Source organism: Amycolatopsis sp. NPDC051903 (assembly GCF_044452505.1).
Classification (GTDB): Bacteria; Actinomycetota; Actinomycetes; order Mycobacteriales; family Pseudonocardiaceae; genus Amycolatopsis.
The window spans coordinates 53,693-80,407 of the sequence record NZ_JBITBT010000031.1 but is presented as its reverse complement, the minus strand read 5'-3'; the positions used below and the strand labels follow the sequence as shown (position 1 = coordinate 80,407).

The following is a 26,715-nucleotide window of genomic DNA, read 5'->3' as shown; positions in this document are numbered from 1 at the left end:
GCGGCGAGATGCGCGATCGGACGGCGGTGTTCGCGGTCTTCGCGCTCAACGGGGCGGCGCTCGGTTCGTGGGCCCCGCGCACGCCCGCCATCGCCGCGCAGGTGCACGCCGTGCCGGGGGTGTTCGGGCTGGCGTTGCTCGGCGCGAGCGTCGGAATGCTCTGCGCGGCACCGGTTTCCGGCCGGATCGCCGAACGAGTCGGTGCCCGGGCGGCCGTCGCCGGCAGCACGGTGGTGGCCGCCGCGGCGCTGGCGTTCGTCGGGTTCGCGCCGAACGTGCCGCTGCTGGCGGGTGCGCTGTTCGTGCTCGGCGCCGGGGTCGGTTCACTCGATGTGTCGATGAACATCGCGGGTGTCGCCGTCGAACGCCGCAGCGGTCGCGCGGTGATGCCGACGCTGCACGCCGGGTTCAGCTTCGGTGCGCTCGCCGGGTCGCTGCTCGCCGGCCTGGCCGCCGGGCACGGCTGGCCGCCCGCGCGGCACCTGTCCGTCGCGGCCGTCGTCGCGCTGGGCGTGCTCCTGGCCGTTCTCAAGGACGTGCCGGGGGATCGGCCGCCGAAGGAGACGGCCGCGCCGGAACGCGGCCGGGCGCCGATCCGCCGTCCTGCGCTGTGGTTGCTCGCTGCCGTCGCGCTGTGTTCCGCGATCGCCGAAGGCGCCAGCTCCGACTGGTCGGCGCTGCTCATGGTGACGGCCCACGGCGTGGGGCAGGGGGCCGCGGCGTTGGCGTACTCGGGGTTTTCGCTGGCCATGGCGCTGGCGCGGCTTGGGGGAGCGTGGTGCCAGCAGCGGTTCGGTGCCACGCGGTCGCTCGCCGTCGGCGCCGGGATCGCCGCGATCGGGTTGATCTGTGCCGCGGTGTTCACCCCGGCGGGATTTGCGTACGTCGGCTTCGCGCTTGCGGGGGCCGGGCTCGCTTTCGCGTTTCCGCTCGCGCTCAGCTTGGCGGGCGATGCGGGTAGACGCGCGGACGGTGGGGGTGGTGAGCGTGAGCTGGCGTTCGTGAGCACGGTCGCGTACTCGGGTTTTCTCGCCGGGCCGCCGATGATCGGCGGGATCGCGCAGGCGACGTCCTATTCGGTGTCGTTCGTGGTGGTCGGTGCGATTGCGGCGCTGATCGTCCCGGCGGCGCTGGTTGCGGCGCGGGCGCGGCGTCGTGAAGCGGTGGGGGCTGTTGTGTGAGGTGGTAGGGCGGCTGTGTGACGCGGCGGCGGTGGTGTGCGGCAGCGGCCGTGTGAGGCGGCGGTGGTGCTCGGCGGTGGTGTGCGGCGGCGGTGGTGTGCGGCGGCGGTGGTGTGAGGCGGTGGTGGTGCTCGGCGGTGGTGGTGCTCGGCGGCGGTGGTGTGCGGCAGCGGCCGTGTGAGGCGGCGGGGCGGTGCTGTCCGAGCCGTTTGGGTGTCCGCGGGGCGGCTTGTACACAGGGTTGCCGAGTTGTGGATGAATCGGCCTGGTGCGTGGCTTTGCGCCGGTTTTGTCGGGGGTGGCCGATAGAATGGACGTGGGACGCCCCCCTCGGGAGGGCGGGGGCATGTCGGTCCCCGGGCGGGGCGGGTGATGTCCGTGGTCAGCCCTGCGTATCGCCGTCCGGGGAGGTGCGCCACTGGCCGAAGGGCCGGTCCAGGCGCCACTTGTCGCCGTCGTGGTCGAGGATGCGGAATTCGCAGGTGCGCAGGTTGGAAAGGGATTCGAAGAGGTCCACGCTCCAGCCGAACAGCCGGCGGCACAGCAGCCGCAGCGTGAGGCCGTGGGAGACGATCAGCACGGTGCGCGGGTGAGTTTCGCCACTGTGCAGCAGTTCCGCCAGGAAGCCGGCCACGCGGTCGTCGACGTCGGCGCCCGATTCGCCGAACGGGAGTCGGTAGAAGAAGTGGCCGAACTCGTGCCGGCGCTGCCGCTGGACCTCCTGGTCCTGCGGGTCCTGCAGGTTGCCCCAGTCCTGCTCGCGCAGCCGTGGCTCCTGGATCACGCGGTCGCACTGGCTTTGGATGTCCAGCAAGCGGAAAGTCTCGCGCGTGCGCAGGTAAGGGCTCACGTACACGGCCGGCCGCTCGCCGCGTAGCAGTTCTTTGATCGCGGGGCCCGAGGCGCGCGCCTCGGCGCGGCCGGTCTCCGTCAGGGGGATCGCGTGGTCCGGGATCCGCGTGTAGGCGAGTTGGTCCACGCTCCCGAGGGACTCGGCGTGACGCAGCAGGATGATCCGCACGAAACCATCATGCCCGGCCGCACCCGCGTGCCGGGGAAAACGAGACCGGCCTAATCTCGAACGGTGAGCACCGAAGCAGTGACGAAACCGGAACCGGCAGCGCGACGCAGGCAGAGCGTTCTCCCGCTGCTCTCGGTGGGCGTCGTGCTCGCCGCGGTCGTCGCGGTCGGGCTCGTCGCGCTCACGGGTGGCGCGGGTTACCTCATCGAGGGGCTGCCCGACCCCGGGCTGGTCACGCAGTACGGGATCACGGTCGTCCGAGTGCTCGCCGAAGCCGCGTCGGTCATCTGCGTCGGCGCGCTGCTGCTGGCCGCCTTCCTCGTGCCGCCGCAGAAGTCCCGCACGCTGCGCCCCGAGGGGTACGCGGCGGTGCGCGCGGCCGGGATCGCCGCGTGGGTCTGGTTCGCCGCGTCCCTCCTGTCCGTCGCCTTCACCGCGGCCGACGGCGCCGGCAAGCCGTTCCTCGAAGTCCTGTCACCGCAGACGCTCCTGGACCTCGTCAGCGCGATCGAGCAGCCGAAGGCGTGGCTCTGGACGGCGCTCATCGCGATCCTGCTCGCCCTCGGCTGCCGGCTCGTGCTCACGTGGGGCTGGACGGCCGTGCTGTTCTTCGTGTCCGTCGCGGGCCTGGTCCCCGTCGCGGTCACGGGCCACTCCGCGAGCGGCGGCTCGCACGACATGGCCACCAACAGCCTGCTGTTCCACCTCGTCGCGGCCGCGTTGTGGGTCGGCGGGCTCGTCGCCGTGCTCGCGCTGGGCTGGCGCCGCGGCGCGCACCTGACGCTCGCCGCGCGGCGGTTCTCCAAGCTGGCACTGGTCTGCTGGGTCGTGATGGCGATCTCCGGGGTGATCAACGCGCTGGTGCGCATCAACCTGGGCGACCTGTTCACCACCGACTACGGCCTGCTCGTCGTCGCGAAGGTCGTCGCACTGCTGCTGCTCGGCGTGTTCGGCCAGCAGCAGCGCCAGCGCGGCGTGAAGAACCTCGTCGACGGCAAGGGCGGCGGCCAGCTGCTGCGGCTCGCGGCCGTCGAGGTGCTGATCATGTTCGTCACGATCGGCATCGCGTCCGGCCTCGCCCGCACGCCACCCCCGGCCGACGCGATCACGCAGCCCTCCACCACCGAGCTGCTGATCGGCTACAACCTCGACGGCGCGCCCACGTTCTGGCGCCTGCTCACCGACTGGCGCTTCGACCTCGTCTACGGGACGCTCGCGATCGTTCTCGCCGGGCTCTACCTCGCGGGCGTGCGGCGGCTGCGCAAGCGCGGCGACGCGTGGCCCACGGGCCGGATCGTCGCGTGGCTCGCCGGCTGCGTCGTGATCCTGCTCGCCACGTCGTCGGGCATCGGCCGCTACTCGCCGGCGATGTTCAGCGTGCACATGGGCAACCACATGCTCCTGTCGATGGTCGCGCCCGTGCTGCTGGTGCTGGGCGGGCCTGTGACGCTCGCCCTGCGCGCGCTGCCGCCCGCCGGCCGCGACGCCCCGCCCGGGCCGCGTGAGTGGCTCCTGGCGGCCGTGCACTCGCCCGTGTCGCGGTTCCTGACGCACCCCGTCGTCGCGCTGCTGTTGTTCGTCGGGTCGTTCTACGCGCTCTACTTCTCGGGCCTGTTCGACGCCGCGCTGAACTACCACTGGGCGCACCTGGCGATGAACGCCCACTTCCTGCTCGCCGGTTACGTCTTCTACTGGCCGGTGATCGGCGTCGACCCGGCGCCGCGCAAGATCCCGCCCATCGGGCGGCTCGGGATGATGTTCGCCGCCATGCCGTTCCACGCGTTCTTCGGCGTGATCCTCATGAACATGCAGACGGTGATCGGCCAGGAGTTCTACACGTCGCTGCGGCTGCCGTGGGTCGGCAACCTGCTCACGGACCAGCGCCTCGGCGGCGGCATCGCGTGGGCCTCGGGCGAAGTGCCGGTGCTGCTGGTGCTGATCGCGCTGCTGGTGCAGTGGGCCCGTGCCGACGAGCGCGAGGCCAAGCGCAAGGACCGCCGCGAGGAGAACACCGGCGGCGAGGAACTGGCGGCCTACAACGCGATGCTGAAGAACCTCGCGCAGGGCAAACAGGTCGAATGACCCCGAGATGATGTCGTCCGCGTGATGTGGGCATGACGCTCGGTAGCACGGTGGTGACCGCCGTCAGGGCGCCGACGGGCTCACATTACGATCGGTTTCATGGCCGAGTTCATCTACACCATGAAGAAGGTGCGCAAGACCGTCGGGGACAAGGTCATCCTCGACGACGTCAGCACCGCGTTCTACCCCGGCGCCAAGATCGGCGTGGTGGGGCCGAACGGTGCCGGTAAGTCCACCGTTCTCAAGATCATGGCGGGGATCGAGCAGGCCAGCAACGGCGAGGCTTTCCTGCAGCCCGGTGCCACGGTCGGCATCCTCATGCAGGAGCCGGAGCTCGACGAGACGAAGACCGTCCGCCAGAACGTCGAGGACGGGCTGGGCGAAACCAAGAAGAAGCTCGACCGGTACAACGAGATCGCCGAGCAGATGGCGACCGACTACACCGACGAGCTCATGGAGGAGATGGGCAAGCTCCAGGAGGAGCTCGACCACGCCGACGCGTGGGAGCTCGACTCCACGATCGAGCAGGCGATGGACGCCCTGCGCTGCCCTCCGCCGGACGAACCCGTCACCCACCTCTCCGGAGGTGAGCGCCGCCGCGTCGCGTTGTGCAAGCTGCTGCTGTCCGCGCCCGACCTCCTGCTGCTCGACGAGCCCACCAACCACCTGGACGCCGAGAGCGTGCTGTGGCTGGAGCAGTTCCTGGCCAACTACAAGGGCGCCGTGCTGGCCGTGACCCACGACCGGTACTTCCTGGACAACGTCGCCGAGTGGATCATGGAGCTCGACCGCGGCCGCGTCGTCGGCTACGAGGGCAACTACTCCACCTACCTGGAGAAGAAGCGCGAGCGCCTCGAGGTCCAGGGCAAGAAGGACGCGAAGCTCGCCAAGCGCCTCAAGACCGAGCTCGAGTGGGTCCGCTCCAACGCCAAGGCCCGCCAGACCAAGTCGCGTTCGCGCCTCGACCGCTACGAGGAGATGGCGGCGGAGGCCGACAAGCACCGCAAGCTCGACTTCGAAGAGATCCAGATCCCGCCGGGCCCGCGGCTGGGCAACGTGGTGGTCGAGGTCGAGAAGCTGCGCAAGGGCTTCGACGACCGGCTGCTCATCGACGGGCTGTCGTTCGACCTGCCGCGCAACGGCATCGTCGGCGTGATCGGCCCCAACGGGGTCGGCAAGACCACGCTGTTCAAGACCATCGTCGGGCTCGAGGAGCCGGACGCGGGCTCGGTCAAGATCGGCGAGACGGTCAAGCTGTCCTATGTGGACCAGAACCGCGCCGGCATCGACCCGAAGAAGACGGTGTGGGAGGTCGTGTCGGACAAGCTCGACTACATCCACGTCGGGCAGACCGAAATGCCCTCGCGTGCCTACGTGAGCGCGTTCGGCTTCAAGGGTCCGGACCAGCAGAAGCCCGCGGGGGTGCTCTCCGGCGGTGAGCGCAACCGGCTGAACCTGGCCATGACGCTCAAGCAGGGCGGGAACCTGATCCTGCTGGACGAGCCGACCAACGACCTGGACGTCGAAACCCTCGGCTCGCTGGAGAACGCGCTCGAGCAGTTCCCCGGCTGCGCGGTGGTCATCTCCCACGACCGGTGGTTCCTCGACCGCGTCGCGACGCACATCCTGGCCTGGGAGGGCACGGACGAAGACCCTGCCCGGTGGTTTTGGTTCGAGGGCAACTTCGAGGGCTACGAGAAGAACAAGGTCGAGCGCCTCGGCGCCGAGGCGGCGCGGCCGCACCGGGTCACTCATCGCAAGCTGAAGCGCGACTGACGCCGGGGGCCGGAGTGGAACCCAGCAGGCACAACCGGTCGAGCTCGCCCGCACCCGCGGGCGGGCGGCTCGCTGCTGCCGGCGGGGCGACTCTCTCGGACCTCGGGCGGCTCATCGAACGGGCGGACGCGCTGCACCTGCGCGCGCCCGAACTCGCCCTGGTGCTCGGCGAGCGCGCGGCCGCGCTCGCCGAGGCCGCGGGCGCGGACGAGCAGTGGGTCCGCGCCGAGAGCCTCGTGATCTCGGCACGCGTGCGGCTCGGCGCGCGCACCGGCACCGTCGGCCGCGGCGTCGCCGCCTTGCGCGCCGCCGAGCACGCGGGCTACGCGGACATCGCCGCGCGGCTGCGGATCGACCTCGCGATCTGCGCCCGCAGCCTCGGCACTCCGCTGACGGGGCTCACCGCGCTGCGGCCGGTCCTGTCGGAGCCGGCGGTTTCGCGCGTGCACCGCGCGGAGGCCCTGTGCCACCTCGTGGGCTGCCTCGCGCAGTTCGGCCGCAAGCCGGAGCTGGACCGGGTGCTCGTCGAGGCCGACAAGCTCGTGGTCGCCGACGAATCGCTCGACGCCGACACCCGGCTGCTCGTGCGCGCGTTGCTGCGAAACGGCGCGGCGGCCCACCGGCGCCGCCACGGTGACCTCACCGCGGCCGCCGACGCCGCGCGGACCGGGCTCGGTTTCCTCGAGAAGCTGGACAACCCGGCCGACGACGGCGGCCTCGTGCGCGTGCGGCTGGTGCTCCAGCTCGTGAGCACGCTGCTCGACCGCGGCGACATCGACATGGCGTACGAGATCGCGGAACCGATGCTCGCCGCGCCGGTGCGCGCCGCGGGCGTCGCGCCCACCGCGTGGCTGCGGCTGGCCGTGGCGACGCGTGTGCACCTGCCCGCGGGTGCCGGTGACGCGGCGGCCGAGCTGGTGCGCGAAGCCGTGGCGAGCACGGACCGGCACAACCTCCCGGCCATCACCTCGCGGCTGTGGCTCGAGCTTTCGCAGATCGAGGAGCGCTTCGGCAGCGCCGAGGAAGCCATCGCGTGCCTGCACCGCTCGCGCGCGGCGGAACACGTCCACTCGCGGGCGCGCCGCCAGGCGTGCGGCCTGCTCGCGGGCCAGTTCGGTGCGGACACGGTGGCGCCGCTGGACCTCGACGACGTGATCGCGCGCTCGGCGCCGCAGGGCGGCCGTCCGGTGCCGATGGCCGTGGAGCCGCCGGTGCGCGACGTCGAGACGACGGCCATCATCCGGCCGGTCGAGGCGGAGGTCGCGCCCGCGCCCGCGCGGGAACCCGCCCCCGTGGCGAAGGCTGCTCCGGTGGCGGAGGAACAGCCCGTGCGCAAGCCGGCGGAGCCCGCGCCGAAGCCGCCGAAGATCCCGAAGGCGCCCACGTGGTCGTTCGGTCGGGTCGCCGAGGAATCGGCGGCCGAGCGGACGTCGGTGATCCCGGTGATCCGGGACGAGCCGGAGCCCGGACGGCGAGCCGCGGCGCGCGAGGAGACGCCGGCGCAGCGGCAGGCGGAGCCGGTGGCCCGGTTCACGTTGTCGGCGCCGCAGCCGGAAAACCCGCGCGCGGAACGGACTTCGGTTCAGGGCACGGGGAAGCGTTCGGCCGATCGGCCGGTGAACGGGACTCGTGGTGCGGAGCGGCCGGCGGCCGCTGCGCCGGCTGAGACCGGACGGCGGGCGGCCAAGGAGCGGCCCGCGTTGCCGGGCTGGGTGCGGCCGTTCAAGAAACCGGAAGCGGCTCCGGAGGTGCCCGCGGCGGACGTGCGGCCGGCGGAGAGCCCGGTCGCCGAAGTGCGCGCTCCCGAGATTCGGGCCGTACCGGAGCCGGTGGCCGAGGTGCCGCGGGAAGAGCCGGTGCGTGAGGCGCCGGCGCACGACCTGCCGCGGTTGTCGTTGCCGGATCTTTCGGACATCTTGCCGGAGCTGCCGCTGGCGCCCGCGCCGGCCGAGGAGCACGCGGCCCCGTTGTGGGAGAGCGACGAATGGGCTCGCGAAGAGCGCGCGCGGCGTGGTGAGGGTGCGCGGGGGCGCAAGACCCGGCACGACGCGGAGCACGGTTCGGTCGCGGCGCGGTCGGTGCTGGACCGGCTGGGGATTTCTTCCGGTGGCGGCGGTGGCCGTCGGCGGGCGGACGAATCCGGGGTGCGGGAAGAAGCTTCCCGGGTCGAGGAGCCTGAGCCGGTCGCGGACGTGACGGGGCCGCCGTGGAAGCGGGAGACGCCGGAGCTGGCACCGGCACCGCGGGACGAGCTGGCGTCGCCGGAAGTGGCCGCGGATCCGTGGTTGCCGAAGCTGCTGATGCCGCCGGCGTTGGACCCGCTCGAGGACTTCGATTCGTGGACGCCGACTTCGCAGCCGTTCCCGGAGAGCTACGCGCGGGCCATCGCCGAGGATGAGCCGCCGCCCGACGCCGGACTGGCGGAGTTGCTGGCCAGGGCGTTGGCGGAGCACCAGGCCGGGACCGCGAGTGCGGCGGCGTTGGTGAAGAAGCTCGGGTCGCAGGATGAAGAGAAGCGGCCGGTGAACGGGCACGGGGTGGGGGAGAGGAAGAGGAACGGGGACTGAGGTCCGGTTCTTCTTGGGTGTTCTGGTGGTCCTGGTGGCTCTGCTGGCCCTGGTGGCTGTGCGTGGTCTCGGGCGGCTCGTTGCGCTGGCCCGCAACGTTGCGCCCGGGGTGGTGCAGGGGGCACCCCGATCTTTGATTGTGACGACGGTCTGGATCACCTTGTCAAGGCTGGAAAGCGTGCCTTGACAAGGTGATCCAGACCGCGTGAAGAGCGGGGATCGAGGTGCAGGGCCGGGTCTGGGTGCGCAGTGAGTTGCGTTGCCGGGCTGGTGGTGGGTCGGGTCGGTTGGTCGTGTGGTGAGTTGGGTTGCCGGGTGGCGGTGGGCCGGGGCGGTTGGCGTGTGCGCTGGGTTGCATTGCCGGCCGGTGGTGGGCGGTCGGGTGGGCGCGCCGAGTTGCTGGTGCGGTGGCACGCGGGTGGGGCGCCGGGTGGGGCCCGGGGCTGAAATCCCGAGAAGTTACAGCTGTCCGGTAGCCCGTCTGGGCGGTTCGGGTGTGGGAATCCTCGCAGTGCGGGCAGGCAACCTTTTCCGGTTTGACCGCCTGCGTGCGGCTGTGCCGGTGGTCACTGAACCGATCACGAACAGGCGCCGGGTGGTCGTGGTGCGAGGGGTGCGGGTGAGGCACGCGGTGTGGCAAGGGTTTCGCGATCCGCGGGGCGTTACCCGACCGCTGGGTAGCTGAACCGATCAACGCGGGAACCCGTGGCCGGGCAAGGCAAACGGAAGTCTGGACAACTCCCGGTCTTTGTCACGGGCGGGTCGGGGTCGGATTAGTGTGTGGGGTGTCCGCCACGTTGTGGTGACGGACGCGTCTCGATCTCGCACACTGGAGAGTTGCCTCAATGAGCTCGACGGGAGTTTCGTCCCTGCCCGGAACAGATGTCGGCACCGAAGCCGGCGTGGCGCGCCGCTCGGCCAGCCCGGAGCAGCTCCGGGATGAGCTGATCGACACCGCCGCCGGGCAGGCGCCCGAGATCGGTGACCTGATCCGCCTGTACTACCGCCACATCCCGGCGGACGAGATCGTGGGTGACGACCCCGTGGCGCTGGTCGGCGCGGTGCGGTCGCACTTGCAGCTCGCGAAGCAGCGGATGCCCGGGCGACCGGCGGTCCGCCTCCTGAACCCGACCGCGGCGCAGGACGGCTGGACCCGCGAGGCCACCGTCGTGCAGGTCGTCACGGACGACATGCCTTACCTGGTCGACAGCGTGGCCGCGGAGTTCGCGCGCGACGGTGTGCAGGTGCACCGCATCGTGCACCCGATCGTCGTCGTCAGCCGCGACGTCACGGGTGAGCTGATCGGCCTGCACCCCGACGCCGACCCGGCCGATCCGCCGGCGATGTCGGCGGCGGAGTCGTGGATGTACGTCGAAATCGACCTCGTCACCGACCCGAACCGCGCGCGCGAGCTGGACAACCGGCTCTCGTCGGTGCTGGGTGACGTGCGCGAGGTCGTCGAGGACGCCGACAAGATGGCGCAAACGGCGATCTCCGTCGCCGAGCAGCTGGAGCAGGATCCGCCGAAGCTGCCGGACCCGAGCCAGGTCACCGAAGGCGCCCGGCTGCTGCGCTGGCTCGCCGACGGCCACTTCACGTTCCTGGGCTACCGCCGCTACGAGCTGGTCGACAACCCGCACCCGGAGTCCGACGAGCCCGCGCTGCGCGGGGTCCTCGCGTCCGGCCTCGGCGTGCTGCGCCAGGACAGCCTCGCCGCGCGCAGCCTCACCGCGGGCCCCGACGACGGCGCCGCCGCGCTGTCGCCGACCTTGCTGGTGCTCACGCAGGCGAGCGCGCCCTCGACGGTGCACCGGCCCGTGTACCCGTACTACGTCGGCGTGAAGACGTTCGACGAGAACGGCACCGTGACCGGCGAGCACCGGTTCCTCGGCATGTTCACCACCACGGCGCTGCACGAGAACGTGCTCGACATCCCCGTGGTGTGCAAGCGCGTGCGCGAGGTCATCCACCGCGCGGGCTTCCCGATGGAGTCGTTCTCCGGCCAGCGCATGCTGGAGGTGCTGCAGAACTGGCCGCGCGCCGACCTGTTCTCCGCCGACACCGACTCGCTGTACGCCACGACCACGGGCGCCATCACGCTGTCGGACCGCCGCCGGCTGCGGCTGTTCCTGCGCCGCGACCCGTACGGCCGCTTCTACTCCTGCCTGGTCTACCTGCCGCGCGACCGCTACACCACGCGCTCGCGGCTGGCGATGCAGGAAGTGCTGCTGCAGGAGCTGGAAGGCACGCAGCTCGAATACAGCGCGCGCATCGGCGAAACCGTGCTCGCGCAGGTGCACTTCATCGTGCACACCGATCCCGCGCACCGGATCGAGCCCGACACCCTGCGGATCCAGGAACGGCTCAACACCGTCGTCCGCAGCTGGGACGACCGCATGGTCGAGGCGATCCTGGCCGAGCGCCGCGAACGCGCGGGCGACGGCCAGCCGCTGGGCGTGATGGGCGAGGAGTCCGCCGTCGACCAGGGGCAGCGCTTCGCCGCGGTGTTCCCCGAGGGCTACAAGGAAGACTTCACCGCGGAGGAGGCGCTCGCCGACCTGCGCAAGCTGGACACGCTCGCCGACGAGGGCGACCTCGCGCTGGCGTTCTACCTGCCCGCCGACGCGCAGCCGGGCGAGCGCCGCTTCAAGCTGTACCTGCGCGGCGAAGGCGTGACGCTGTCGAAGGTCCTGCCGTTGCTGCAGGCCATGGGCGTCGAGGTCGTCGACGAGCGGCCGTACGAGCTGTTCCGCGAAGACGGCGGCCCCAGCTGGATCTACGACTTCGGGCTGCGCATCGACGCGCAGTACCTCGACGCGTCCAGCGAAGCGGCGGTCGACGAACTGCGCGAACGGTTCGAGTCCGCGTTCCACGCCGCGTGGCAGGGCGACGCGGAGGTCGACGGATTCAACGGCCTCGTGCTGCGCGCCGGCCTCACGTGGCGTCAGGCCGCTGTGCTGCGCGCGTACTCGCTCTACCTGCAGCAGGCGCGCAGCCCGTTTTCCCAGTCCTACATCCAGAACACGGTGCTCAAGCACACCGAGGTGGCCACGCGGCTGCTGCGGCTGTTCGAGGCGCGCTGCGACCCGCAGCTGTCCGATGTGGACCGCAAGACCCGCGAAGACTCGCTCGTCGGCGAGATCACGGGGATGATCGACGAGGTCACGAGCCTCGACGAAGACCGCATCCTGCGCCGGCTCATGGCCGTGATCAACGCGACGCTGCGCACCAACTACCACGTGGTGGACGCCGAAGGCGCCCCGCGGCCGTACCTCGCGATCAAGCTCGACCCGAGCAGCGTGCCCGAGCTGCCCGAGCCGCGCCCGCAGTTCGAGATCTTCGTGTACTCGCCGCGAGTCGAGGGTGTGCACCTGCGCTTCGGCGAGGTCGCGCGCGGTGGCCTGCGCTGGTCCGACCGGCGGGAGGACTTCCGCACGGAGATCCTGGGCCTGGTCAAGGCGCAGGCGGTGAAGAACGCCGTGATCGTGCCCGTCGGCGCGAAGGGCGGCTTCGTGGTCAAGCGCCCGCCGGCCCCGACGGGCGACGCCGGCCTCGACCGCGACGCGCAGCTGACCGAGGGCATCGCGTGCTACCGCATGTTCATCTCGGGCCTGCTCGACCTCACCGACAACCGCGTCGAGGGCCGCACGGTGCGCGCGCCCGGCGTGGTGCGCCACGACGCGGACGACAGCTACCTCGTGGTGGCGGCCGACAAGGGCACGGCGAAGTTCTCCGACATCGCCAACGAGGTCTCCGCGCAGTACGGCTTCTGGCTCGGTGACGCGTTCGCGTCCGGCGGTTCGGTCGGCTACGACCACAAGGCCATGGGGATCACGGCCAAGGGCGCGTGGGAGAGCGTGAAGCGCCACTTCCGCGAGCTGGGCAAGGACACGCAGACGCAGGACTTCACGACCGTCGGCATCGGCGACATGATGGGCGACGTCTTCGGCAACGGCATGCTGCTGTCCGAGCACATCCGGCTCGTGGCCGCGTTCAACCACATGCACGTGTTCCTCGACCCGAACCCCGACGCCGCGTCGACGTACGCGGAGCGGCGCCGGCTGTTCGACCTGCCGCGCAGCTCGTGGGACGACTACGACCGCTCGCTCATCAGCGAGGGCGGCGGCATCTACCCGCGTTCGGCCAAGACGATCCCGATCAGCCCGCAGGTGCGCGAGGCGCTCGGCATCGCCGAAGACGTGACGCACCTGCCGCCGATGGAGCTCATCCAGGCGATCCTGCTGGCGCCCGTCGAGCTGCTGTGGAACGGCGGCATCGGCACGTACGTCAAGGCGGAGACCGAAACCCACGCCGACGCGGGCGACAAGGCCAACGACGCGATCCGCGTCAACGGCAACCAGCTGCGCGTGAAGGTCGTGGGCGAAGGCGGCAACCTGGGGCTGACCCAGCTCGGCCGCATCGAGTTCGCCCGCACCGGCGGCAAGATCAACACCGACGCGCTCGACAACTCGGCCGGGGTCGACTGCTCCGACCACGAGGTGAACATCAAGATCCTGCTCGACCACCTCGTGGCCACCGGGAACCTGGAGCACACGCGGCGCAACGAGCTGCTCGAGGAGATGACCGACGAGGTCGGCGCGCTGGTACTCGACGACAACTACCGGCAGAACGCGGTGCTCGGCGTGAGCCGGGCCCACGCCGGGCCGATGGTCTCCGTGCACGCGCGGCAGGTGTCCTCGCTCGTCGCGAAGGGCGCGTTCGACCGCAAGCTCGAAGCGCTGCCGAGCTCCTCGGAGTTCCGCGCGCTGGAGAAGGCGGGCGAAGGCCTGTCGTCGCCGGAGCTCGCGACGCTGCTCGCGCACGTGAAGCTGGACCTCAAGGACGAGCTGCTCGCCAGCGAGCTGCCCGATTCGGAGGTGTTCGCCCGCCGGCTGCCGGAGTACTTCCCGAAGCCGCTGCGCGAAGGGTTCGCCGAAGCGATCATGCAGCACCCGCTGCGCCGCCAGATCATCACCACGCTCGTGACCAACGAGCTGGTCGACGGCGGCGGCATCTCGTTCGTCTACCGCCTCATGGAGGAGATGAACGCGACGGCGACCGACGCGGTGCGCGCCTACGCCGTGGTCACCCACGTCTACGACCTGCCGAAGCTGTGGGCCGAGATCGACGCGCTCGACAACGTGGTGCCCACCGAGGTCGCCGACACGATGGTGCTGGAGACCCGCCGGCTGCTCGACCGCGCCGCCCGGTGGTTCCTCACCAACCGCCCGCAGCCGCTCGCGCCGCTGGCGGAGATCAACCGCTTCGGCCCGGTCATCGCGGAGCTCGGCCCAAAGCTGGGCGACCTGCTGCGCGGCCGCGAGCTCGAGTCGGTCGAAGAGCACGCCGCCCGGCTCGAGGGCGACGGCGCGCCGGCCGGCCTGGCCCGGCGCATCGCTCTGCTGCTGCACAGCTACGGCCTGCTCGACGTCGTAGAGGTCGCCGAGCTGGCCGAGCAGCAGGTGGGGCTGGACGCGCAGCACAGCCCGGTCGAAACGGCCCGGCTGTACTACGCGCTCTCGGACCACCTGGACATCGACAAGATGCTCACCGAGATCAGCAAGCTCGAACGCGGCAACCGCTGGCACGCCCTCGCGCGGCTTTCGCTGCGCGACGACGTGTACGGTTCGCTGCGCGCCATCACGCTCGACGCCCTGCGCCACAGCGACCAGGACGTGGAGCCCGACGCGCAGATCGCCCAGTGGGAGAAGACCAACGCGTCGCGCCTGTCCCGCGCCCGCGTGGCGCTCGACGAGATCACCCGCTCCGGGCGGCTCGACCTCGCCACGCTGTCGGTGGCCGCGCGCCAGATCAGGAGCACGGTGCGGTGACCTACGTTTCCCACGTCCAGCCGCGCTGGTCCGACATGGACGTGTACGGCCACGTCAACCACGCGAACGTGGTGACGCTGCTGGAAGAGGCGCGGATCCCCGTGCTGTTCGGCGACGCGGTGAAAGCCGGGCTCACCGACCTGCCGAAGGGCGTGGTCGTGGTGAAGCTCGCGGTGCACTACCGCACGCCGATCGTGGTCGAGCCCGAGCGGCAGGTGCGCGTGGAGATCACGCTGGCGGAACTGAAGGCCGCCAGCATCACGCTCGCCTACCGCGTGCACACCGGGCCCGAGGCGTCGGACCCGGTCGCGGTGATCGCCGAAACCGTGCTGGCGCCGTACGACACCGGCAAGCTGCGGCCGCGGCGGCTCACCGCCGACGAGACGGAGTTCCTCAAGAAGGTGTTCGCCGATGCCTGAGCTGCGCATCCCGGATCCGGCCGACCGCGAGACGCTCGGCGCGTTCGTCGCGCGCGCCGTGCGGCTCGACGGCAGCGCGGCCGTGCGGCTGCGCAACCGCGGCGACGGCGTCGTCGAAGCGTGGACGGCCACGCCGTTCGAGGTCCTCGCCACCCGCGCGGTGGCGGGGACCGTAACCCCCGCCGACGTCACGGTGTCCGGCAACGAGCTGCTGGCGGCCCTCACGGTCGCGGGCGGTGAGGTCATGGACCCCGGCCCGGCGCGCGACCTGCTCTGGCACGCGGAGCTGCCCGCCTCCGGGAAGTGGCAGCTCGTGGACGACCTGCCGGTCGGCGTGGTGTCGGACCTCGCCGACCGCGGGGTGACCCTGGCCCGCGACAACGCCGGCCCGCACGGCACACCGCCGGCGTCGCTGATGGACCAGGCCGTGCTGACGGTGACCGGGGGCGAGCTCGAGGTGAAGGTGCAGCTGCGCTGCCTGTTCGCGTTGTCCGGCATGGGCTTGTTCGACTCGTCGATCTCCGGTGACGTCGTGCGCGTGACGGCCACCGATTCGTGGCTGCGGCTCGACGCCCGCTACGGCGCCGTGCTGAAGCGCAGGCACGCGCTGTTGCCCCTTCTCTTCTGAATTCCTTGCGATTTCCTTGCGACCGTGGTGCATTTCCGGCCGCGGTGCGAGGGTGGGCACATGACCGACCCCGAGGGCGACCCGACGGAGGATTTCCTCGATCAGGTGCGCACCGGTGAAACGCCGTGGCGCACCGAGCGTCCGGTCGACGCCGAAGCGTCACCGGAATCCGACCGTCAGCAGCGATCGGGGCGGTGGAACAAGGTGGGCCGGGCCGTCGGGGAGGCCGCACCCTACGTCCAGGCCGCACTTTTCGCAGCGTGGATTGCCACGTCGATAGCGGATTCAGGCGACTGGAGCACAGATCAGAGCGGTTGAGCGGTCCCTGTGACGCAAAACATTGGGTAGAGTCGGTGCCGGATCAGCCGCCGATGTCCGAAAAGATCGGCGCGACTCAGACCAACCGCACCGCCGGGCCCCGGCGTCGTGCGGGCACGCGGTTCCGAAGGCCGTTCCCGCCCGAGCCGACCCCAGGACGGTGGAGGGGAGACACATGCTCCTGTCCGGTCCCGATCGTCTGACAACCGAGTCCGCCCACGAAGACCCGCTGCTGCTGAGACGCGCGCTCGCGGGGTACGTACGCGCGGTGGCCGATGCCGTCGGCGTTTCCGAGGAGGGGACGTCGTGCGAGGTCGCCGACACGGTCACGGCGTACGTGGCGCTGAGCCGTCGCTCACCACGGTTTCCCGGCCGTGACCTGATGTTGCTGTGGAGCTCCCGGCAGGGTTGGACCCTGTCGGTGGAGACCGCGCCGGCCGAGCGGCCGCTGCTGGTCTCCCACCTGGGCGGCGACGCCGTCCCCGAACCCGCCCTCGTCGGGCGGTTCGTCACCGAAGTCGTCTCGGCGCCCGACAGCGGCGCGTGGACCCCGCAGCCGGTCCACGCCGCCCGAGACCACCGCGATCTGCAGTCCCGCCTCGAGCGGCGCGTCCGGCCCGTCGTCAAGCGGTCCTGAGCTTGCGCGCCAGCCGCTCGGGGCGCGGCCAGCGCACGTGCGAAACCCAGTTCACCTTCTCGAACAGCCAGATCAGCCGCGCCGACGTGTCGAGCTGACCCCGGCCGACTCCGTGGCGCGCCCCGGTCGGGTCGGCGTGGTGGGAGTTGTGCCACGACTCGCCGAACGACAGGATCGCCAGCGGCCAGAAGTTCGCCGACCGGTCGCGCGCGACGAACGGGCGCTCACCGATCAGGTGGCACAGCGAGTTCACCGACCAGGTCACGTGGTGCAGCGCCGCGACCCGCACGAGGCTGGCCCAGAAGAACGCGGTGAGCGCGCCCCACCAGCTCATCGTGATGAGGCCGCCCAGCAGCGCCGGCGCCAGCAGCGTCACGACCGTGAGCACGGGGAAGAGCCGGTCGACGAGCCGGATGTCCGGGTCGTCCAGCAGGTCGGGGGCGAACCGGCGCGGGTTCGTCTTGTCCCGGTCGAAGATCCAGCCCATGTGGGCGTGCCAGAACCCCTTGGCCAGCGCGGCGGGCGTGGTGCCGAAGCGCCACGGGGAGTGCGGGTCGCCCTCGCGGTCGGAGTACGCGTGGTGGCGCCGGTGGTCGGCGACCCAGGCGATGACCGGGCCCTGCATCGCCATGCTGCCGGCCACGGCCAGCGCGATCCGCATTCCGCGGCGGGCGCGGAACGCACCGTGGGTGAAGTAGCGGTGGAAGCCGATGGTGATCCCGAGGCCGGTGAGGTAGTAGAACCCGACGGCGAGGCCGATGTCGAGCCAGCTCAAGCCCCAGCCCCAGGCCAGGGGCACCGCCGCGGCGAGCGCCAGCAGGGGGACCACGGCGAACAGCTTCACGAGGAAGGTTTCGGTGCCGGTCTTGCGGCCGGCGAGCATGGGCTCGGCCACCGGCTTTTCACGGACGGCCGTGGCGGTGGCGGACTCTGAGTTGGGGGACTCGGAGGTGGGGATGGGGGTCGTGCTGGGGGTGTCGATGCTGGAACGCTCCTGTCGAGCTGGTCCGGTTCTGCACTCTGCAGCGCCGAGGCCGTTTCGACGGTGTGCCCGTCTTGGTGGGTCACCGTGCGTGCGGTCGGCGTCAGGGGCCGCCGACCGCGACCTGTCCACCCCAACGAGGGTGATCGAGTGAAGGTTCCCCGAATCGTGACCTGGAACCGGTGCGGCCACTCCGGAAACCGTTGTGGTGTTGGAAAAATCGGCCCTGACCTGCACGGCTGCCGGATTTTTCCCGCTCTGTGGAACAAAAAACCGGCGGTATCGTGCGACCGGTTCCACGGGTTTTCGGCGTGGTCCCCACCGAGTGCGGAACGCCTTGCTACCGACGGGTATTCGTCCGTCTCTTGTGGACAGACGAATCAGACGAGCCACGCGGCGGAGTCCGGCGGTAGCCGGCCCTCCACCAGGGGACTGCTCGACAGCAGCACCTCACCCGGCGGCAGCGCGATGGAACTCGCCGACGTGTTCAGCGCGCAGATCAGCCCACCCCGGCCGCGGCGGAACGCGAAGCAGCCGGCGGGCGCGCCGTACCACTCGAGCTCGTCGCCGACGCCGAACGCGGGGTGCGTCTTGCGCAACTCGATGGCCCGCCGGTAGAGCGACAACGTTGACGCCTCGTCCTCCAGCTGGTGCTCGACGGTCAGCTCGGCCCACTCGCGCGGCATCGGCAGCCACGTGCGCGGGTTGCGCGAGAAGCCGAACGGCGGCAACGCGCCCTCCCACGGCATCGGCACGCGTTCGGGATCGCGGCCGAACTCCGGGCCCTGCGTGCGCGCTCGCGGGTCTGCCAGCGCTTCGACCGGCAGGTCGACGTTCGGCAGGCCCAGCTCTTCGCCGTTGTAGAGGTACACCGCGCCGGGCAGCGCCAGCTCCACCAGTGCCATCGCCCGCGCCCGGCGCAACCCGGCCGCACCGTCGCCGTAGCGGCTCACGGTGCGCCAGACGTCGTGGTTGGACAGCGTCCACGTCGCCGGCGCGCCCGCCGCGCGCGGCACGGCGAGCGAGCGTTCGATCGACGTGCGCATCGCGTCGGCGTCGAAGTGGGTGAGCACCAGGCGGAAGTTGAACGCCAGGTGCAGTTCGTCCGGGCGCAGGTAGCGCGTGAGCCGCTCTTCGTCGTGCACCCAGATCTCGCCGACGGCCATCGTGTCCGGGTACTCGTCGAGCACCTTGCGGATCATCTGGTGGATCTCGTGCACGCCGTCGTCGTCGAAGCGGGGGTCGTAGTGCTCGCCGCCGCCCCAGCCGGCCGCGCGCGGGTCCATGTCGGGCAGGCCCGCCGGTTTGGCCATGCCGTGTCCCACGTCGATGCGGAAGCCGTCGACGCCGCGGTCGAGCCAGAAGCGCAGCGTGCGCTCCAGGTCGTAGCGCACGTCGGCGTTGGCGAAGTTGAGGTCCGGCTGCTGCTGCGCGAACAGGTGCAGGTACCACTGCCCGTCCGGCACGCGCGTCCACGCGGGCCCGCCGAACACCGACACCCAGTTGTTCGGCGGTTCGGCGCCGCCGGGACCGCGGCCGTCGCGGAAGACGTACCGGTCGCGCTCGGGGCTCCCGGGCGCGGCGGCCATCGCGGACTTGAACCACGCGTGCTGGTTGCTCGTGTGGTTCGGGACGAGGTCCACGGTCACCTTGATGCCGCGCCGGTGCGCCTCGGTGAGCAGCACGTCGAAGTCGCCGAGCGTGCCGAACACCGGGTCGACGTCGCGGGGGTCGGCCACGTCGTAGCCGTGGTCGGCCATCGGGGAGCGGTAGAACGGCGTGAGCCACAGCGCGTCGACGCCCAGCAGCTCCAGGTAGCCGAGCTTGCCGCGGATGCCCTCGAGGTCACCCACGCCGTCGGCGTCGGAGTCGGCGAACGAGCGCACGTAGACCTGGTAGAAGACGGCGTCGCGCCACCACGACGGACGGGGCGGGCGTTCCGGTGGCCGCCGTTGCCCCGCCACCCCGCGTCTCATCAGACGAAGCTGTTCATCATGCTGTGCGCCGCCATCTCGAGGTAGGCCCACAGTTGCTCGCGGTACGGCTCGGGGAGGTTCTCCTCGTCGACCGCGATCCGGATCGCGCGCAACCACGCGTCACGCTCGATCGGGCCGATCTTGAACGGCGCGTGGCGCATCCGCAGCCGCGGGTGCCCCCGGCGGTCGGAGTAGGTGTGCGGGCCGCCCCAGTACTGCATCAGGAAGAGCCGGAAGCGCTCCTCAGCTGGGCCGAGGTCCTCCTCCGGGTACAGCGGGCGCAGCACCTCGTCCTTCGCCACTTCCTGGTAGAAGCGCGCGACCATCCGGCGGAACGTCGGCTCGCCGCCGATGGCTTCGTACAGGTTCGCGGGGTCCTGGCCACTCACAGTCGACACACCTCCATCTTGCCCTGCCCGTCGCTACTTGTCGGCTCCCGGTGCCGACAGGAAGCGACCGAGCGGCGGTTCGAACCCCGCCTCCTCCAGCGCGGCGAGCAGGTGCGCGCGCAGCGCCCGCTGCACGGCCCACTGCTTGCCCGGCCGCACCTTCACCGTGAGCCGCAGCAGGATGCCCTCCGGGGTCACCTTCTCGACGCCGAGCATCTCCGGTGGCTCCATCACGTTGACGGCCAGCGCGTCGCTCTCCACGGCCTTCGTGGCGGCCCCGATGAGCACGGTCGACGCGAGGTCCACGTCGGCGGAGTAGCCCAGCGGCACGTCGACCACGGCCACCGCGAAGCCCTGGCTCGAGTTGCCGACGCGCAGCACCTCGCCGTTGCGGACGTACCAGACGGTGCCCTGCAGGTCGCGCAGGGTCGTGATGCGCAGGCCCACGGCCTCGACCGTGCCGGTCGCGGGGCCGATGTCGACGACGTCGCCCACGCCGTACTGGTCCTCGATCATCATGAAGATGCCGGACAGGAAATCACGCACCAGGTTCTGCGCGCCGAAGCCGAGCGCGACGCCGACGATGCCGGCCGACGCGATGATCGGCGCCAGGTTGATACCCAGCTCACCCAGCACGAGGATGAACGCCAGGCCGTAGATGAGGAACGTGGACATCGACCTCAGCACCGAGCCGATGGTCTTCGCCCGCTGCCGCCGCCGCTCCACCACGGCGGCGCCGAGCACGTCGGGAGCGCGTTCGCGCAACGGTCTCAGCAGGGTCGGGAGCTTGCCGTTGCCCCCGCGCGGCAGGGTCGTCACGCGGTCGATGAGCCGGCGTGTGAGATAACGCACGAGGAACGCGAGGACGAGGATCAGGATGATCCGCAGCGGCTTGGTCACGAGCCAGCCGGCCGACCCGGCGAGCCACTCGTTGTGCGTGATCGAATAGACCTGCGAGCACCAGGTGCTGGGGTCCGAGATGCACGCTGGCGGGGCGCTGAGCACGGCGTTCACGAGCTGGGACAGTCCTTCCGTCGCTTCGGTTCACCCAACGGCAAGTGGATGTTGGGTCGCGCGCACGTGACACGTCACGCAACGCACGTGCACTTTGGGGCTGATGTGTGGTCGACTATGCCTGCACCGGTGGAGGTGGTCGAGTGCCAGACCGACAACCCATCCCCCTCGGCGGCGCCGGCCAAGCCATGGCCGAGCAGTCGCCGGAGGCGGTCCTGCGTGCCTGCCCGGGAGGCTCCGCAACCGGCGGAGCGAACCCGGCCGGGCCGGGGACCCGACCAGGGGGTGTATCCCGTCCGCCCGGACAGCGTAGAGGCCGGGACCCGGCGACCCCTTCCTGGGGCCGCCGTCGCGTTCTGCTGCTGAACGCCACGTTCGAGCCCCTCACCGCACTACCGATGCGCCGCGCGGTGGTCCTGGTGATGTGCGGCAAGGCGGTGGTCGTCCACGGCGATCCGGCGGGCGTGGAACTGCACGCCGCGACCGTGTCGCTGCCCGTCCCGTCCGTGATCCGGCTCAGCACCTACGTGCGGGTGCCCTACCGCGCTCAGGTACCGCTGACCAGGGCGGGGCTCATGCACCGCGACCGCTACCGCTGCGCCTACTGCGGTGGCCGGGCCGAGACGATCGACCACGTCCTCCCGCGCAGCCGCGGCGGCCCGCACAGCTGGACCAACTGCGTGGCGTGCTGCGCCAAGTGCAACCACCGCAAGGCCGACCGGCTCCTGTCGGAGCTGGGCTGGCGGCTGCGCGTGGTGCCGCGGGCGCCCCACGGCCCGCACTGGCGCCTGCTGGCGCACTCCAAGGAGGCCGACCCGCTGTGGCAGCCGTACTTGGGTACCGCGGCCTGAACCGGGCCTGGACACGTCGGCGCCCCGGCTGCCTTGCGGCGGCCGGGGCGAGCCGATGAACCGTGTCTGGCGAAGCCGGGCCCGAGCGGTTGTGCCGGGCAGCCGCGCCGAGCGGAGTTCTCACCTCACGACCCGCGCGGGGCGCGGGCGTGCTCGCACGCGGATCGGGTCAGGCGGCCAGCGCGTAGTCGGACTGGGCGGTCACGCGGGTGCCGCGGGTGACGCGCGTGCCCCGGGTGACGCGGGTGCCGCACGTGACGCGCGTGCCACGGGTCACGCGGGTGCCCCGGGTGACGCGGGTGCCGCGCGTGACGCGGGTGCCGTTGGTGACCCGCGTGCCGCGGGTGACCCGGGTGCCGCGCGTGACGCGGGTGCCGCCGGTGACGCGAGTACCGCGAGTGACCCGAGTACCGCGCGTAACCCTTGTGCCGGACGTCACACGGGTTCCGGGCAGGAATTCCGTCTCGCTGGGTGACGAAATCGGGTCGGTGATCGCCTGAGCGGGGGGCTGGACGCTCTGCATGACGTGGCCTCCTGGGACCGGTGCGTGACCTGCTGGGGCTGAGGAGCGGGGCGCAAGGCCCGTACAGGTGAAAAAGCTACGAGGATTTCACCACTTCGACAAGGCGGGGGCGACCGGTACGGCCGCCTGTACGTTGAGTTGCAACCTTTCGGCCCGCCCGGCTTCGCCCCAACGTTCCAGCGTCCGCCAGCCAAGCGGCGGACGGGCGTTCCCACACGACGAGCGGTCGGCCCCCGGCGCGGCGCCGCGCGATGGGCACCAGGGCCATCCGTTACGCTCACCGGCGTGAACGTTGTGGAGACGATCCTGGTCTACGCGGTCATCCCCCTGGCCATCTACTTGGTGGTCGGCGCGGCCACCCTGCGGAAGAAGTTCTCGGGGACGCCGCGGTACCGGCCGGGGCAGCCGTGGGAGTACCCCGCGATGTGGTGGACCGCGAACCCGGACGGGGTCGGTGCCGGCCACCACCACGCCGTGGAATCGGAAGCTGTGGTGCCCGCGGGCGCCCCGACCGCCGCCGGAGGCGCACGTGGCAAGTGGTGAACTCGCGCACTCGGCCACCGCGGTCGAGATCGCCGAAGAGGACCTGCCGTTCGGTGAGGTCATCACGAACAGCGGCCGCCGGTCCGCGGCCAAGATGTACGAGCCGGCCGCGCCGACCAGCCCGTTCACGGTGCAGCAGCTCGCCCGGCTCGACGAGGCGCTGACGTTCGCGACCCGCGAGTCCGGCGTCGCCTTCAGCGTGTACCTCGGCGACCTCGGCGAGGACACCCGCGCCGAAGCCGAGAAGCTGCACGAGTCGACCGACGACCCGGCCAACGCCGTGGTCATCGCGGTGTCCCCGGCCCAGCGCGCGATCGAGATCGTGACCGGCCGGCGCGCCCACGTGCGCTTGCCCGACCGCGGCGCCAACCTCGCCGTGGCGAGCATGGTCGCGTCCTTCAAGGAAGGCGACCTGGTCGGCGGCCTCGTCAACGCCCTGCGCATGCTGAGCGACCAGGCCGGGCCGAACCCGAAGCAGCACTGAGCTTTCCGCGTCCGCCGGACGCACGAAGGGGGCCTCCTCGATTCGCCGGGGAGGCCCCCTTCGTCGTGCCAGGGCCAGTCGTGCCGGGACGGGGGAGGCCGCCCGCGCGGGGCGGCCTCCTCGCTCACGCCTGGCTGTCGAACTCCCGCGCCGCGAGCGCCCGCACGATGCCGGCGCGGCCCTCGGAGACGAGGCGGCGCAGGGCGGCCGGGTGGTCGCCCGCGAGCCACTCGTCCGACGCGGTCACCGTGGCCGGCTCGACGGCCCACGACGGGTACAGGCCGATCACGGTCGGCTGCGCGCGCTCGCTCGAACGGCGCGCCCACACCTCGTCGATGACCTCGAAGTAGCGCTCGACGTACTCGCTGAGCAGCTCCTTCTGGCCCGGGTGCGAGAAGCCCGAGATGAGCGCGTCGCTGACCGCGTTGGGGATTTCGTCGTCGTAGATCGCGCGCTGCCAGGTGTCGGCCTTGGCCTCGGCGGTCGGCTGCAGGGCGCGCGAGCGCTCGGCGTGCCGGCGGCCCGTGGCCGTGTCGTCCTTCGCCTGCTCGGCGTCGATCTCGGCGGTGCCGGCCTTGCCGTGCGCCACGAGCGCCTGCAGCAGCCGCCAGCGCAGATCGGTGTCGACCGCGAGCCCCGGCAGCGGCGCCGAACCGTCCAGCCAGCCCGCGATCACGGCCAGGGTGGCGTCGTCGAGCACGCCGCCCGCGAGCGAGTTCACGAACGCCAGCTGGTGGTCGGAGCCGGCCTCGGCCTGCTGCGCGAGCTCCAGCAGCCGCCCGCTGAACGACGGCCAGCCCTGCTCGGTGGCCCACTTGCGGTCCGCGTAGGAGTTGAGCGCGGTCTGCGCCTGCAGCAGCAGCCGCTGCACCACACCGACTTCGCTCTCCGCGTGGATGCCGCGCGCCACCAGCGTCACGAAGTCGCGCGCCTTGAGCTCGGCCTCGCGCGTCATCTCCCAGGCGGCCGACCAGCACAGCGTGCGGGGCAGCGGCTCGACGATGTCGGCGATCCGGTCGATCAGCGTGGTGAGCGACGCCGGGTCCAGGCGCATCCGGCAGTAGGTGAGGTCGTCGTCGTTGACGAGCACGAGCTTGCCCGCCGGCTTGCCGACCAGCTGCGGCACCTCGGTGCGCTCACCCGTGACGTCGAGCTCCACGCGCTCGGTGCGCACGATCTTGCCGGCCGCGTCGTCGTACACGCCGACCGCGACGCGGTGCGTGCGCAGCTCGCCGGCGCCCGGCTTCGCGCCCGTCTGCACCACGGCGAACGAGGCGAACGTGCCGTCGGACCCGATCTCGTAGCGCGGGCTGAGCGAGTTGAGGCCCGTGGTCTCGAGCCATTCGGCGCTCCACCACGACAGGTCGCGCCCGGACGCCTCCTCCAGCGCGGCCAGCAGGTCGGCCAGCGTGGCGTTGCCCCACGCGTGCTTTCCGAAGTAGACCTTCAGCCCGTCGAGGAAGTGGTCGATGCCGACGTACGCGACGAGCTGCTTGAGCACGCTCGCGCCCTTGGCGTAGGTGATGCCGTCGAAGTTCACCTCGACCGCGTGCAGGTCGACGATGTCGGCCGCGATCGGGTGTGTGGACGGCAGCTGGTCCTGGCGGTAGGCCCACGACTTCTCGATGTTCGCGAAGCTGGTCCACGCGTTCTTGTACTCGGTGGCCTCGGCCTGGGCGAACACGCTCGCGAACGTCGCGAACGACTCGTTGAGCCACAGGTCGTCCCACCAGCGCATGGTGACCAGGTCGCCGAACCACATGTGCGCCATCTCGTGCAGCAGCGTCTCGGCGCGCCGCTCGTAGGCGTAGCGCGTGACGCGGCTGCGGAACACGTAGTCCTCGAGGAAGGTGACCGCGCCGGCGTTCTCCATGGCGCCCGCGTTGAACTCGGGCACGAACAGCTGGTCGTACTTGGAGAACGGGTAGGGCGTGCCGAACTTCTCGTGGAAGAACCCGAAACCCTGCTTGGTCTCGGCGAACAGCCGGTCGGCGTCCATGTGCTCCGCGAGCGACGCCCGGCAGTAGATGCCCAGCGGGATGGTGCGGTGGGCGTCGGAGAACTCGTCGCGCCACTCGGCGTACGGACCGGCGATCAGCGCCACCAGGTAGGTGGAGATCCGTTCGGACACGGCGAAGTTCGTCACGCGGGCGCCGTCGGGGGTGTCCTCGCCGGATTCGACCAGCGCGTTGGACACGATCTTCCAGTCGCGTGGCGCGTGGACCACGAGCTTGTACACCGACTTGAGGTCGGGCTGGTCGAAGCACGCGAACATGCGCTTGGCGTCGGCGGTCTCGAACTGGGTGTAGAGGTACACGCCGTTGTCGACCGGGTCGACGAAGCGGTGCAGGCCCTCGCCGGTGTTCGTGTAGCGGCAGTCGGCGGTCACCACGAGCTCGTTCTCGGCCGCGAGCCCGGGCAGCGCGATGCCCTTGTCTTCGACGTAGGCGCTCACGTCGAGTTCGGTTCCGTTGAGCACGGCGGAGCGGACGCCCTCGGCGATGAGGTCGATCCACGACGACTCGCCCGGCCGGCCGGCGGAGAACCGCACGGTGGTGGTGGAGAGGAACGTCTTCTCCCCGGGACGGCCGTGTCCGTCGGTCAGGTCCAGCTCGATGTCGTACGACGCGACATCCAGCAGGCCGGAGCGCTGCTTGGCTTCGTCACGAGTCAGGTTGGGGGCGGGCACGGGCACCTCTGGTCTTCGATTCCGGTTGTGGCTTTCGGGCTGTCGAGCATCCAATCATGCGAACCGCCACTCGGGCGACGGGGAACAACCGTGCCCGTGATCCTGTTGGCTGCGAGTGTGGGGGTGACCCCCTGCTGCTTGGCCACACCCGACGTCGAAATCTCCCCGAGGAGTTCGAGAGATGACCGCTGCTTCCCAGCCCACCAAGGTGGACTTCTACTTCGACCCGATCTGCCCGTTCGCGTGGATCACCTCGCGGTGGATCCTCGAGGTCGAGAAGCACCGGGAGCTGGACCTGCGCTTCCGGATCATGAGCCTGTCCGTGCTGAACTCGGGCCGGGAAGAGCTGCCGGAGCGCTACCAGGAACTGATGGACAAGGGCTGGCGCCCCGTCCGCGTGGCCACCGCGCTGGCCGCCGCGAAGGGTGAAGAATCGCTGCGCGACTTCTACACGGAGTTCGGCACGCGCTACCACAACCAGGGCAACAAGGACTTCGACGTCGTGCTCAAGGAGGCCCTCGAAGCCGTCGGCGCGCCCGCCGAGCTGATCGCGGCCGCCGACTCCACCGAGTACGACGAGGCGTTGAAGAAGAGCCACCACGAGGGCATGGACCCGGTGGGCATGGACGTCGGCACGCCGACGATCCACATCGACGGCGTCGCGTTCTTCGGCCCGGTGCTCAGCTCGATCCCGCGCGGCGAGGACGCCCTCAAGGTGTTCGACGGCGCCGTCGCGATGGCGAGCTACCCGGACTTCTTCGAGCTGAAGCGCACCCGGACGGGTGAGCTGAACTTCGACTGACC

At 71.1% G+C, this 26,715-nt stretch carries 20 protein-coding genes; 13 read left to right on the top strand and 7 right to left on the bottom strand.

Going from position 1 to position 26,715, the window contains the following annotated elements; translation table 11 throughout:
* The first annotated feature begins 8 nt into the window (after nt 1–8).
* A complete protein-coding gene (locus ACIA77_RS39695) occupies nt 9–1,181 on the top strand; it encodes an MFS transporter (protein WP_395891291.1) in 1,173 nt (390 codons plus the stop codon).
* A 382-nt stretch (nt 1,182–1,563) separates the two neighbouring features.
* On the opposite strand, the gene ACIA77_RS39690 is transcribed toward ACIA77_RS39695, so the two are convergent.
* Nucleotides 1,564–2,202 (bottom strand): histidine phosphatase family protein, encoded by a 639-nt coding sequence (locus ACIA77_RS39690; protein ID WP_395891290.1) that lies wholly within the window; start codon nt 2,200–2,202, stop codon nt 1,564–1,566.
* A gap of 63 nt (nt 2,203–2,265) precedes the next feature.
* Here ACIA77_RS39690 and ACIA77_RS39685 point away from each other — a divergent pair, with 63 nt between their 5' ends.
* From ACIA77_RS39685 to ACIA77_RS39650, 8 genes are all read left to right on the top strand, one after another.
* Entirely contained in the window at nt 2,266–4,284 is a 2,019-nt protein-coding gene (locus tag ACIA77_RS39685; protein ID WP_395891289.1) for a cytochrome c oxidase assembly protein, read from the top strand.
* A gap of 99 nt (nt 4,285–4,383) precedes the next feature.
* Nucleotides 4,384–6,060: an energy-dependent translational throttle protein EttA gene (ettA, locus tag ACIA77_RS39680; protein WP_395891288.1), complete on the top strand. Its 1,677-nt coding sequence runs from the start codon at nt 4,384–4,386 to the stop codon at nt 6,058–6,060.
* 14 nt (nt 6,061–6,074) lie between these two features.
* Nucleotides 6,075–8,627 carry a hypothetical protein gene (locus tag ACIA77_RS39675; protein ID WP_395891287.1) on the top strand — a complete coding sequence of 851 codons (2,553 nt, stop codon included), beginning with the start codon at nt 6,075–6,077 and terminating at the stop codon, nt 8,625–8,627.
* 845 nt (nt 8,628–9,472) lie between these two features.
* Nucleotides 9,473–14,458, top strand: coding sequence for an NAD-glutamate dehydrogenase (locus ACIA77_RS39670; protein WP_395891286.1), 4,986 nt, complete (start codon nt 9,473–9,475; stop codon nt 14,456–14,458).
* Entirely contained in the window at nt 14,455–14,877 is a 423-nt protein-coding gene (locus tag ACIA77_RS39665; RefSeq protein ID WP_395891285.1) for an acyl-CoA thioesterase, read from the top strand. Before ACIA77_RS39670 ends, ACIA77_RS39665 begins: the two co-directional genes overlap by 4 nt.
* On the top strand, nt 14,870–15,505 hold the full coding sequence (locus tag ACIA77_RS39660; protein ID WP_395891284.1) for a hypothetical protein: 636 nt from the start codon (nt 14,870–14,872) through the stop codon (nt 15,503–15,505). Before ACIA77_RS39665 ends, ACIA77_RS39660 begins: the two co-directional genes overlap by 8 nt.
* A 60-nt stretch (nt 15,506–15,565) precedes the next feature.
* Nucleotides 15,566–15,823, top strand: coding sequence for a hypothetical protein (locus ACIA77_RS39655; protein ID WP_395891283.1), 258 nt, complete (start codon nt 15,566–15,568; stop codon nt 15,821–15,823).
* Between the two features lie 175 nt (nt 15,824–15,998).
* On the top strand, nt 15,999–16,460 hold the full coding sequence (locus tag ACIA77_RS39650; RefSeq protein ID WP_395891282.1) for a DUF6292 family protein: 462 nt from the start codon (nt 15,999–16,001) through the stop codon (nt 16,458–16,460).
* Here ACIA77_RS39650 and ACIA77_RS39645 read toward each other — a convergent pair.
* The 4 genes from ACIA77_RS39645 to ACIA77_RS39630 all read right to left on the bottom strand — a co-directional run bounded on the left by ACIA77_RS39645 (nt 16,447) and on the right by ACIA77_RS39630 (nt 20,821).
* On the bottom strand, nt 16,447–17,343 hold the full coding sequence (locus ACIA77_RS39645) for an acyl-CoA desaturase (protein ID WP_395891319.1): 897 nt from the start codon (nt 17,341–17,343) through the stop codon (nt 16,447–16,449). The two genes, ACIA77_RS39650 and ACIA77_RS39645, sit on opposite strands and share 14 nt — an antisense overlap.
* A 479-nt stretch (nt 17,344–17,822) precedes the next feature.
* Complete coding sequence (locus ACIA77_RS39640) at nt 17,823–19,418, bottom strand: glycoside hydrolase family 13 protein (RefSeq protein ID WP_395891281.1); 1,596 nt, start codon at nt 19,416–19,418, stop codon at nt 17,823–17,825.
* A complete protein-coding gene (locus ACIA77_RS39635) occupies nt 19,418–19,816 on the bottom strand; it encodes a globin (protein ID WP_395891280.1) in 399 nt (132 codons plus the stop codon). The genes ACIA77_RS39640 and ACIA77_RS39635 overlap by 1 nt, the downstream gene beginning before the upstream one ends.
* A gap of 24 nt (nt 19,817–19,840) precedes the next feature.
* Nucleotides 19,841–20,821 (bottom strand): mechanosensitive ion channel family protein, encoded by a 981-nt coding sequence (locus ACIA77_RS39630; RefSeq protein WP_395891279.1) that lies wholly within the window; start codon nt 20,819–20,821, stop codon nt 19,841–19,843.
* Between the two features lie 398 nt (nt 20,822–21,219).
* Here ACIA77_RS39630 and ACIA77_RS39625 point away from each other — a divergent pair, with 398 nt between their 5' ends.
* Nucleotides 21,220–21,672 carry an HNH endonuclease gene (locus ACIA77_RS39625; RefSeq protein ID WP_395891278.1) on the top strand — a complete coding sequence of 151 codons (453 nt, stop codon included), beginning with the start codon at nt 21,220–21,222 and terminating at the stop codon, nt 21,670–21,672.
* 169 nt (nt 21,673–21,841) lie between these two features.
* Here the strand turns inward: ACIA77_RS39625 and ACIA77_RS39620 are convergent, their stop codons facing one another.
* On the bottom strand, nt 21,842–22,195 hold the full coding sequence (locus tag ACIA77_RS39620) for a hypothetical protein (protein WP_395891277.1): 354 nt from the start codon (nt 22,193–22,195) through the stop codon (nt 21,842–21,844).
* A 285-nt stretch (nt 22,196–22,480) separates the two neighbouring features.
* On the opposite strand from ACIA77_RS39620, the gene ACIA77_RS39615 reads away from it, so the two are divergent.
* Both ACIA77_RS39615 and ACIA77_RS39610 read left to right on the top strand, forming a co-directional pair.
* Entirely contained in the window at nt 22,481–22,738 is a 258-nt protein-coding gene (locus tag ACIA77_RS39615; RefSeq protein ID WP_395891276.1) for a hypothetical protein, read from the top strand.
* Nucleotides 22,725–23,222: a DUF5130 family protein gene (locus ACIA77_RS39610; protein ID WP_395891275.1), complete on the top strand. Its 498-nt coding sequence runs from the start codon at nt 22,725–22,727 to the stop codon at nt 23,220–23,222. Before ACIA77_RS39615 ends, ACIA77_RS39610 begins: the two co-directional genes overlap by 14 nt.
* A 124-nt stretch (nt 23,223–23,346) precedes the next feature.
* Here the strand turns inward: ACIA77_RS39610 and pepN are convergent, their stop codons facing one another.
* Nucleotides 23,347–25,911 (bottom strand): aminopeptidase N, encoded by a 2,565-nt coding sequence (gene pepN / locus ACIA77_RS39605; protein WP_395891274.1) that lies wholly within the window; start codon nt 25,909–25,911, stop codon nt 23,347–23,349.
* A gap of 181 nt (nt 25,912–26,092) precedes the next feature.
* On the opposite strand from pepN, the gene ACIA77_RS39600 reads away from it, so the two are divergent.
* Nucleotides 26,093–26,713 carry a DsbA family protein gene (locus ACIA77_RS39600; protein ID WP_395891273.1) on the top strand — a complete coding sequence of 207 codons (621 nt, stop codon included), beginning with the start codon at nt 26,093–26,095 and terminating at the stop codon, nt 26,711–26,713.
* Nucleotides 26,714–26,715 lie beyond the last annotated feature (2 nt).

What these genes read in the sequence shown, in the direction of transcription:
- ACIA77_RS39625 (WP_395891278.1), top strand. Translation starts at nt 21,220, where the DNA reads ATGCGCCGCGCGGTGGTCCTGGTGATGTGCGGCAAGGCGGTGGTCGTC.
- ACIA77_RS39620 (WP_395891277.1), bottom strand. Translation starts at nt 22,195, where the DNA reads ATGCAGAGCGTCCAGCCCCCCGCTCAGGCGATCACCGACCCGATTTCG.
- ACIA77_RS39645 (WP_395891319.1), bottom strand. Translation starts at nt 17,343, where the DNA reads ATGCTCGCCGGCCGCAAGACCGGCACCGAAACCTTCCTCGTGAAGCTG.
- ettA (WP_395891288.1), top strand. Translation starts at nt 4,384, where the DNA reads ATGGCCGAGTTCATCTACACCATGAAGAAGGTGCGCAAGACCGTCGGG.
- ACIA77_RS39655 (WP_395891283.1), top strand. Translation starts at nt 15,566, where the DNA reads ATGACCGACCCCGAGGGCGACCCGACGGAGGATTTCCTCGATCAGGTG.
- ACIA77_RS39640 (WP_395891281.1), bottom strand. Translation starts at nt 19,418, where the DNA reads ATGAGACGCGGGGTGGCGGGGCAACGGCGGCCACCGGAACGCCCGCCC.
- ACIA77_RS39695 (WP_395891291.1), top strand. Translation starts at nt 9, where the DNA reads ATGCGCGATCGGACGGCGGTGTTCGCGGTCTTCGCGCTCAACGGGGCG.
- ACIA77_RS39670 (WP_395891286.1), top strand. Translation starts at nt 9,473, where the DNA reads ATGAGCTCGACGGGAGTTTCGTCCCTGCCCGGAACAGATGTCGGCACC.
- ACIA77_RS39650 (WP_395891282.1), top strand. Translation starts at nt 15,999, where the DNA reads ATGCTCCTGTCCGGTCCCGATCGTCTGACAACCGAGTCCGCCCACGAA.
- ACIA77_RS39660 (WP_395891284.1), top strand. Translation starts at nt 14,870, where the DNA reads ATGCCTGAGCTGCGCATCCCGGATCCGGCCGACCGCGAGACGCTCGGC.
- ACIA77_RS39600 (WP_395891273.1), top strand. Translation starts at nt 26,093, where the DNA reads ATGACCGCTGCTTCCCAGCCCACCAAGGTGGACTTCTACTTCGACCCG.